At 62.4% G+C, this 9,831-nt stretch carries 5 protein-coding genes and 1 rRNA gene; 3 read left to right on the top strand and 3 right to left on the bottom strand.

Going from position 1 to position 9,831, the window contains the following annotated elements; all coding sequences use genetic code 11:
• Both APH33_RS22300 and APH33_RS22295 read left to right on the top strand, forming a co-directional pair.
• Nucleotides 1-5,509, top strand: a 5,509-nt coding sequence (locus tag APH33_RS22300) for an immunoglobulin-like domain-containing protein (protein ID WP_177332438.1), incomplete at its 5' end; no start/stop codon positions are given.
• Nucleotides 5,510-5,590: 81 nt separating this feature from the next.
• Nucleotides 5,591-5,932, top strand: coding sequence for a hypothetical protein (locus tag APH33_RS22295; protein ID WP_054887217.1), 342 nt, complete (start codon nt 5,591-5,593; stop codon nt 5,930-5,932).
• Nucleotides 5,933-5,969: 37 nt separating this feature from the next.
• Here APH33_RS22295 and lapD read toward each other — a convergent pair whose 3' ends face one another.
• Nucleotides 5,970-7,916 carry a cyclic di-GMP receptor LapD gene (gene lapD / locus APH33_RS22290; protein WP_054887216.1) on the bottom strand — a complete coding sequence of 649 codons (1,947 nt, stop codon included), beginning with the start codon at nt 7,914-7,916 and terminating at the stop codon, nt 5,970-5,972.
• A gap of 10 nt (nt 7,917-7,926) precedes the next feature.
• Nucleotides 7,927-8,619 (bottom strand): cysteine protease LapG, encoded by a 693-nt coding sequence (lapG, locus tag APH33_RS22285; protein WP_054887215.1) that lies wholly within the window; start codon nt 8,617-8,619, stop codon nt 7,927-7,929.
• 272 nt (nt 8,620-8,891) lie between these two features.
• Here lapG and APH33_RS22280 point away from each other — a divergent pair, with 272 nt between their 5' ends.
• Nucleotides 8,892-9,581: a GntR family transcriptional regulator gene (locus tag APH33_RS22280; RefSeq protein ID WP_054887214.1), complete on the top strand. Its 690-nt coding sequence runs from the start codon at nt 8,892-8,894 to the stop codon at nt 9,579-9,581.
• Nucleotides 9,582-9,656: 75 nt separating this feature from the next.
• On the opposite strand, the gene rrf is transcribed toward APH33_RS22280, so the two are convergent.
• A 5S ribosomal RNA gene (gene rrf / locus APH33_RS22275) occupies nt 9,657-9,772 on the bottom strand.
• Between the last annotated feature and the right edge of the window lie 59 nt (nt 9,773-9,831).

Raw genomic sequence — 9,831 nt, 5'->3', positions numbered from 1 at the left:
TGTAGGGGCTCCGGTCACCGGCAGCCCAGTCGTAGTCAGCCTCGCAAACGGGCAGACCATCTCCATTCCGGTTGGCCAGAGCTCCGGTACCGCCACCGGTGCCGTAACCAACGACGTCTACCAAGGCCACGCGGCGGTCACCAACAGCATCACCAGCGTCAGCGGTGGCAACTACGAAAACCTGGTCGCCAACCAGGCGCCAGTCAGCACTGCGGTCACCGATGTACAAGACACCACCACTGTCACCCTGACCGCCACGCCGTCCGTGGCCGAAGGCGGCACTATCATTTACACCGCCACTGTAGGGGCTCCGGTCACCGGCAGCCCAGTCGTAGTCAGCCTTGCCAATGGACAGACCATCACCATCCCGGTTGGCCAGAGCTTCGGTACCGCTACGGGTGCCGTGACCAATGACGTCTATCAAGGCCACGCGGCCGTCACCAACAGCATCACCAGCGTCAGCGGCGGCAATTACGAAAACCTTGTCGCCAACCAGGCGCCAGTCAGCACCAGCATCACGGATGTCCTGGACACCACGACGGTGTCGCTTTCGGCTACACCAAGCGTGGCCGAAGGTGGACAGATCGTTTACACCGCTACCCTGAGCAACGCCGCACAAACGGCGGTGACGGTCACGCTGAGCAATGGCCAGACCATCACCATCGGTGCCAATCAGACCTCCGGCAGCGTCGCCGTTGCCGCGCCAGCTGATGATCCGTATATCGATGCCGGTCAGGTGAGCGCCCGCATCACCAATGCCTCGGGTGGCAATTTCGAGAACCTGGCGATCAACAGTACGGCGGCAGTCACCACCGTCAGTGACATCATCGACACCTCTACCGTCACGCTAACCGCGACGCCATCTGTGGCCGAAGGCAGCACTATCGTCTACACCGCAACCGTCACTGCCCCAGTTACAGGCTCGGCTGTCGTGGTGGCCTTGGCCAGCGGCCAGACCATCACCATCCCGGTCGGCCAAAGCTCCGGTACCACCACCGGCGCCGTAACCAACGACGTCTATCAAGGCCACGCGGCAGTTACCAATAGCATTACCAGCGTCAGCGGCGGCAACTACGAAAATCTGGTGGCGAACAAGGCGACGGTCAGCACGACGGTCACCGATGTGCGGGACACCACCACCGTCACCCTTACCGCCACGCCCTCCGTGGCCGAGGGGGGCACCATCGTCTACACCGCCACAGTGGATGCGCCCGTCACCGGCAGCCCGGTCCTGGTCAGCCTGGCCAACGGCCAGACCATCACCATTCCGATCGGCCAGAGCTCCGGCACCGCCACGGGCGCCGTGACCAACGACGTTTACCAAGGCCACGCGCCGGTCGCCAACAACATCACCAGCGTCAGCGGCGGCAATTACGAAAATCTGGTCGCCAACCAGGCGCCAGTCAGCACCACCGTCACCGATGTGCAGGACGCCACGACGGTATCGCTGACGGCAACGCCAAGCGTGGCCGAGGGTGGCCAGATCGTTTACACCGCAACCCTGACCAGCCCGGCGCAAACAGCGGTCACCGTGACCTTGAGCAACGGCCAGACCATCACCATCGGCGCTAGCCAGTCTTCCGGCAGCATCACCGTGGCGGCGCCAGCCGACGACGTCTACATCGGCGCGTCCACGGTCAGCACCACGATCACCAACGCCACCGGCGGCAACTTCGAAAGCCTGGTAGTGAACCCGGCGCCAGCGGTCACCGCCGTGACAGACACGCTGAACACCACCACCCTTGGCATCATCGGCTCAGCCACCGTGGCTGAGGGCAACAACGCAACCTACACGCTGACCCTGAGCAATGCGCCGCAGACCGACGTGGTAGTCAAGCTGAGCTACAGCGGCACCGCCAGCAACGGCGCCGACTACATCGGTGTGGCAACGGTGACGATAAAAGCCAACAGCAACCAGGCCACGTTCACCATCCCAACCTTGAAGGACAACATCGCCGAGGGCACCGAGCAATTCACCATCAAGATCGACTCGGCCACCGGCGGCAACTTCGAGGGGCTTGCGATCAGCCCTACCGCAGGCAGCATCACTACCCAACTCTACGAGCCAGCCCCGGTGCTGGACCTCGACGCCAACGACTCCAGCGGCAAGACGGGCGCCGACTTCCAGACCACCTTCACCGAAAACGGCAGCGGCAACTCGATCAGTGACCTGGATATTTCCATCACCGACTTCGACAGCTCGCAGATGGCCGGTGCCACCGTGACTCTGACCAATGCCCAGGCCGGCGATGCCTTGAACCTGGGCAGCAGCGTCAGCGGCATCACCGTCACCTCCAGCGTGGCCGCCGGCAAGGTAGTCCTGACCTTGACAGGCAACGCCTCGCTGGCCGACTACATGCAGGCGATCAAGAACATCACCTTCGTCAACACCAGCGAGGACCCGAGCACCACGCCGCGGATCATCACAGTCACGGTCACCGACGGGGTCAACGTGTCCAACACCGCCACCACCACAGTCAACGTGGTGGCGGTCAATGACGCGCCAGTGTCCGCCGGCGGCGCCGTCACCGGGGTCGAGGACACTGCGGTAGTGCTGACCTGGAGCAACTTCAACGTCACTGACGTCGACAGCCCAGTCACGAGCCTGGGTGTGACCATCACCCAGCTACCGGCCCTCGGCACCCTGCAGTACAACAACGGCACGGGCTGGGTGAACGTGTCCCTCAACCAGACCATCAGCCAGGCCGACATTACCGCTGGCAAGCTCAAGTTCGTGCCGCTGGCCAACCAGTCGGGCGTCAACGGCTATGGCGGCACCGGGGTGGGCAACAACCAGGCTGACTATGCGCAGATCAAGTTCAAGCCCACTGACGGCGTCACCCCCGGCAGCGAAACCATTCTGAAGGTGGACATCACTCCGGTCGCCGACGCACCGACCCTGTCGATCGGCAGCAACAGCGTCAACTCGCTGGGCCTGACCAAGGAAACCTGGACCACACTCACCGGCCTGGGCACCAACGGCAACGGCATTACCGGTGATGCACTGAAGACGGTGTTCACCAACTCTGGCACCGCTACCTCGTCCACGACCATCACCAACGTGCAATCCGATTCCAGCGTAGCGGCGCAGAGCGGCTCGAAGACCTCCGGCCTGGTGTACCTGGAGGCCGGCAAGACCTACACCTTCAGCGGCAACGCCGACGACAGCCTGCTGGTGAACATCGGCGGCAAGAACGTCGTCACCGCCACCTGGGGCTCGGGCTCGGGGACCGTCTCGGGCACCTACACGCCGACCACCAGCGGCTACTACACCCTGGAGATCTACCACGCCAACCAGTCCGGCCCGGGTAGCTACGATGTCAACATCTCGGTCAACGGCAGCGCTGCCGGCGACTTCAACAGCACCACCATCCCGATGTACCAGAACGTCACCGCCCTGACCAACGCCGGGGTCACCGTGTCCGACCTGCACGGCAGCAACGGCACCCAGGGTTACTACGATGGCTACAAGCTCAACGAAGGGCCGGAAAACGGCAGCGTCAAGCTGGTGGGTATCGGCAGCAACCTGACCGATACCGACGGCTCCGAGACCCTCAGCGTGAAGCTGAGCGGTATTCCGGCAGGCTCGGTGATCAGTGACACTGCCGGGCACACCGCCACCGTGGGCGCCACCGCAGTCGATGTCAGTGGCTGGACGTTGAGCAGCCTGACGATCAAGCCACCGGCCTACTACAGCGGCCAGTTCGACGTGAAGGTCAGCTCGACCTCCACCGAGTCGGTCGGCGGCAGCTTCGCCATCACCGAAGGCACCCTCAAGGTCACGGTCTACCCGGACACCTACACCACCAGCCAGCTGACCACCGCCAATGACAGCACCACCGGTACCTACGGCGATGACATCATCATCGCCGACAGCGCCGGCCTGCACATGACCGCCGGCACCAACTACAACCTCGCCTTCATCGTCGACACCTCGGGCAGCATGAGCACCACCGGCATCGACGCGACCAAGGCGTCGCTGGCCACCACGTTCCAGACGCTGCTGGCGGATGCCAAGGCCACCGGGGTCGGCACGGTCAACGTGCTGCTGGTGGACTTTGCCACCCAGGTCAAGAGCACCGTCTCAGTCACCCTCAACGACGCTGGCCTCAAGACGCTGCTGAACGCCCTGAGCGGCATGAGCGCGGACGGCGGTACCAACTACGAGGATGCCTTCAAGACCACCGCCAACTGGTTCCAGAACCTGAAAAATGCCGGCGTCACCGGCACCAACCAGACCTACTTCCTCACCGACGGCCAGCCGACCTACTACCAGACTGGCGAGCAGACCAACCCGACCCTGGCCAACAGCTCGGTCAAGCTCGACACCCTGCTCAGCAACGTCAGTTACAAGATGGGTGACACCCTGACCAACTACCAGCTGGACACCAGCAACCGGGTGTCGATCGACACCACCGGCAAGCTCACCGCCGAAACCCGCAGCTTCGACCTGCTGAGCCTGAGCTACAAGTGGAGTGCAGTCACCACCGGCCTGATCCACGCCGAAGGCAACGGCGGCTACGAGCTGTCGAAACTGGCCGGCACCGGCAGCACCACCACCAGCGACACCCTGACCAACGCCACCTCAAGCTTCGCGCTGCTCTCGGCGCTGTCATCGGTCGAAGCCGTCGGCGTCGGCACAGGCATCGCCGCCACCGACCTGAAACCGTTCGACAGCGACGGCGTACCCCAGGTCAACGTCGACCCAAGCAAGATCTCCGATGCGATCCTCGGCCACACCGTCCAGACCATCGCCGGCGCCGACACCATCAGTGGTGGCGACGGACACGACATCATCTTTGGCGACCTGGTGAGTTTCGACTCGATCCCCGGCAGCGGCATCGAGGCAGTCCAGGCCTTCGTCGCGACGAAGCTAGGCGTGGACACAAGCTTGGTGGATGCCAAGGTGATGCATCAATACATCAGCGAGCATTACACCGACTTCGACCTGTCGCGTACCAACGACGGTGCCGACACCCTGCTGGGGGGCGGTGGCAACGACATCATCTTTGGTCAGGGCGGCAACGATTACCTCGATGGCGGCAAAGGCAACGACATCTTGCTCGGCGGCACCGGCAACGACACCTTGCTCGGTGGTGAAGGCAACGATCTGCTGTTCGGCGGGGCCGGCAACGACATGCTGACCGGTGGCAAGGGCAATGACATCCTCAGCGGTGGCGCCGGTGCAGATACCTTCGTGTGGAAAGCCGGCGACATCGGCCAGGATGTGATCAAGGACTTCAAGCTGAGCGAAGGCGACCGCCTCGACCTGACCGACCTGCTGCAGGGGGAACGTGGCACGACCATCGACAACTACCTGAAAATCACCACCGTGGGCGGCGAATCGACCCTGCAGATCAGCACGGAAGGCAAGCTCAATGCAGCCGGCGGGCTGGCCAATGCTGACGTGTCGATCAAGCTGGAAGGGGTGAACTGGTCGAACACCAGCATCAACTCGCTGATCAGCGGCGCAGACCCAACCATCAAGATCGATAACAACAACAGCTGACTGGCAGGCGCAGCAGGTCAAAGTTGCCTATGCTGCGCCAGGAGCCACCATGAAGGAACCGGGGTGACGAGGATGGAAGCACTGTTCTATGTGCAACGCGACCAGAAAGGGCAACTGCAGCGGGTCGAACCCGTGCCGTACGCCGACCACACTGAAGTCCTGCCGGCCGACCATGCCGAGATTCAGGGGTGGTTTGCCGACGATGTCGTCGAAAACAGCCTCAAGCAGCTCAAGCAGAGCGACCTGGATATGATCCGTGTGCTCGAGGACCTGATCGAAGTACTCACGGCCAAGGGCGTGTTCAGCATCACCGACCTGCCGGCGGGGGCGCAGGCCAAGTTGCTCAACCGCTCCACCGCGCGCAAGGCGCTGGGGAGCTTGAACAACCTGATCGAGGAAGAAGAGGAAGGCGGCTTGATCTGAAATCACCGGGTGCGCCTTGCGCCCCGGCATTCTTCGATCAACGCCAGGGCGCCGGCTCGCCGACCAGCTGCCCCTGGATGCCACCGACACCCATCTCCACCAGCACCAACCGCTCGCCTTCGGTTTCCACCCGCTCGGCAATCAGCGGCAGATCGATGCTGTGCGCCGCGCGCTGGATAGCCTCGATGAACAGCCGCTTATGCTGTTCCTGGTCAATGTTGCGGATGTAGCTGCCGTCGATCTTCAGGTAGGCAAGGCCCAGGTGTGCCAGGTTGCCGATCATGCTGAAGCGCCCGCCGAAGCGCTGCAGCGCCAGGCCGAAGCCCAGCCCGTGCAGACGGCGGGTGAGTGTTTCCAGCGCGGCCTGCTCGGGCAGTTGCTCCTCGCCGATCTCGAAAGTCAGGCGCGAACCCAGCGCGGTATTCTGCCCCAGCAGCTCGTACACCCTTTGCAGGGCCGTGGGGTCGGCCAGGGTCGTCGCCGACAGGTTCAGCGCCACCATCTGGTCATGGTTGCGCAAGTGCGTCAACACCTTCTCCAGCACCAGCTCGTCCAGCCGTGACATCCAGCCGAAGCGCTCCAGCCAGGGCAGGAAGCGGCCGGCCGGCAGGGCGTTGCCCTGGTCGTCCAGCAGGCGCGAAATCACCTTATGATGCAAGACGCGCTGGGTATCCCTGGCCTCCACCACCGGCTGGAAGAACAGCGCAAACTGGCCGTTTACGAACGCTTCATCCAACCGCGTGTGCCAAGCGTGCTGGGTATCGCCAGCCACATCTGCCACACCCTGCTCCAGGCACACCCATCCCGGCAGGGGCTGGTTCTCGGCCCGCGCCAACGCTTCGTCGGCCAACTTGAGCAAGGCTTGGGGCTCATCGCCCGGGTGGAATGGAGCAAGGCCAATGCAGGCCACCGGCTGGATATCGCTGGCCCCGGTCTCGTGCAGGCTCTGCAACGCGATTTCCAGGGCTTGGGCGAGCTGGATGGCCTCCTCATGCACCATGCCCGGCGCCAACACCGCGAACTCACCGCCACGGCTGCGGGAAATCAGGTCGTTGGTTTCCGGGTAATGCGCACAGGCGCGGCGCAGTTGCTCGCCCACCGCCTGCAGCAGCTGGTCGGTGCGCTGGCCACCCAAGCGCGCGTTGAGCCCTGCCAGGCCCTGCACACGCAACAGCAGCAGGTAGCCGGAACGCGCTTCTTCCAGGTTACTGACCCGGGCATTGAGCTGCATCTCGAAATAACGGCGGTTGGACAGCCCGGTCAAGCTGTCCTGATAGGACTCGGCGCGCAGCCGTTCACTGCGTTCTGCCTGCTCGGAGAACAGCGCCTTGAGCTTCTCGACCATCTGGTTCATCGCCTGCACCACGCGACGCAGCTCCGGTGTGCGCGGCAGGTCCGGCAGGCTGAGGAATTCGCGGCGGGCAATGGCGTGGGACTGCTCGACCATGTACTCCAGCGGACGCAGTTGACGGCGCAGCAGCAAGGCACCGAGCACGGCGCTGGCGGCGCCGCACAGCAGCAGCCAGCCCAGGCTGCCCAGGGCACTCTGCCAGAGCTTGCCGATGGCGAACATCGGGTGGCTGATGACCTCGACCCGTGCCGCCTGCTGCCAGCCACGGCTGACGAGGGCGTCGCCGCCGGCCGCTTCCAGGCCGATCAGGTTGATGAACCAGCCAGGTACACCGCCAGGGTCCGGCTCTGCATGGCGCTCGACCAGCACGGCATTGGAGCTCAGGTCGACCACCTTGATGCTGGCGTAGTAGCCACTGTCGAAGATCGAGCTGACCATGAGTTCGACCATTGCCTGGTCATCGATATTCGGCGTCAGCGACAGTGCCAGCGCAGTGGCCGCATCCTGGGCATGCGAGCGCAACTGGTTGACGTACTGGCTGCGCGAGCTTTCCAGGCTGACCATGAAGCTGCCGCTGAACGCGACGACCAGGAACAGACAAATGGCCAACAGCAATTGTTTGAACAGTGACATCTGTGCTCCTTCAGTAAACCGGTTCGGCCGGGAACCCTTCTGCCTGCATTTTCTTCAACAAGTCCTGCCAACGGGACAGGCGCTTGGTATCACCGACCTTCTTGTTGCCCGCAGCGCCGGTCAGCCACAGACCTTCACCATTGAAGGCGTACACCGGCAGCAGGTCAGTGCGCTGGCTGGCCGGCTTGATTGCGTCCATCAGGCTGTCGAGCACCAACGGCTGCGCCTGTGGGCTTGAATAGTAGGTCAGCACCATGTGCGCGCGGTTCTGGCGCAAAGCCTTGACGTAGGTGATGCGCAGCTTCTCGCTGGGGATCCCCATGCGCCGCAGGCTGAAATACTTGGCGATTGCGTAGTCCTCGCAGTCGCCGGCGCCTTTTACAAGGGCCTGGATCGGCGTGGCCCAGTAGTCGACCTCATGCCACAGGTCGATATCTTCGACGTAACGCAGTTGCTGGTTGAAGAACTGGTTGACCACCTGCAAGCGCTGCATCTCGCTGCCCTGGCTCTGTGTGGCCATCAACCGCTGCCAGGCATCGATGCGGCCCTTGCCGTTACCCAGCGGGCCATACAGGGCCTCGGACTTGCGGCTGATCTCGGCAAAATCCCAATCCGCATGCAAACCGCCCAGCAGCAAGCTACCTAGCAGCAGGGCAAGGCCGAAACGTCGCACGGCGGTTTTGAGCAGCCAGGTAATCGCCACTGCGAGGCCCTGTTCAGGTCATTCCAAAGCAGCGATGGTGCGGCCTGGCCACCTAAAAGACAATGGCACCGCGCAATCATCTAGCCGATAGTCGGCCAAGTACCACTTTATAGTTAATGCTTAGGGGGTGTCGCTTCCTTTGCCAGAAGAACTCATCCACCATAATTGTGAACCTAAGCCGCTCGCTCCTTCGCCAGCGCAGGTTTGACAGGCCCCCTACCTATCACTAGGGTCATTGGATCCAACTTTTTTGTCGTCGAGGCACACTTCGCTTGGCCGAGAAAATCAAACTTACTAACGTGCTGGCCTGCGAACAACTGCCAGCACACCTGGCGCGTAGCGTTATTGAAGAACGCCTGCGCAGCGCCATTCTCGATGGCCGCCTGCCACCTGGCACCGCCGTGCGCCAACAGGAAGTTGCCGACCTGTACGGTGTCAGCCGCATGCCGGTGCGCGAGGCGCTGCGCCAGCTGGAGGCGCAATCGTTGCTGAAGGTGGAAATGCACAAGGGTGCAGTGGTCGCCCCCCTGATTGGCGAGGACGCAGTCGACACCTATGCATTGCGCGTGCTCCTGGAGAGCGAAGCGCTGCGCCAATCTATTCCGTTGCTCGATGCCAATGATATCGCCAGTGCCCGTGGTTACATTCAGCAACTGGAGAACGAAACTAGCCATGCGGAAATCGGCCGTCTCAATCGACTTTTTCACATGGCGCTCTATGGCAAGGCATCCAACCAGAAACTGCTGCGTCTGATCGAGAACGAGCTGAACGAGGAAGAACGCTTCTTGCGCTTTCACCTGTCATCCATGGGGCTGGGCAAGCTGACCCAGGACGACCATAACGCCTTGGTGGATGCTGCCGCTGACAAATTGGTCGACGAGGCGGTAAGGGTGCTGGAGCAGCATCTGAACAATGGATCGCGGGTGATCAGAAACTACCTGGACAAACAACTCGCCCGCTAGCGCGCACGTCAGGGTACTGTAGGCCGGAAAAGAAAAAGCCCCTGTCTGCAATGCAGACAGGGGCTTTTGTTTGAATCTTGACGATGACCTACTCTCACATGGGGAAACCCCACACTACCATCGGCGATGCATCGTTTCACTGCTGAGTTCGGGATGGGATCAGGTGGTTCCAATGCTCTATGGTCGTCAAGAAATTCTGTATGCCGGTCCGTCCCGAGGACGTACCCGCGAATCTCTGTAGTTCCTACTT

The organism is Pseudomonas sp. NBRC 111130 (assembly GCF_001320485.1).
GTDB classification, from domain to species: domain Bacteria; phylum Pseudomonadota; class Gammaproteobacteria; order Pseudomonadales; family Pseudomonadaceae; genus Aquipseudomonas; species Aquipseudomonas vlassakiae.
Note: the sequence above shows the minus strand (reverse complement) of the source record. Positions and strands in the feature narration are given on the sequence as shown.

Coding starts and splice junctions, on each gene's coding strand:
- lapD (WP_054887216.1), bottom strand. CDS start 7,916: ATGTCACTGTTCAAACAATTGCTGTTGGCCATTTGTCTGTTCCTGGTC.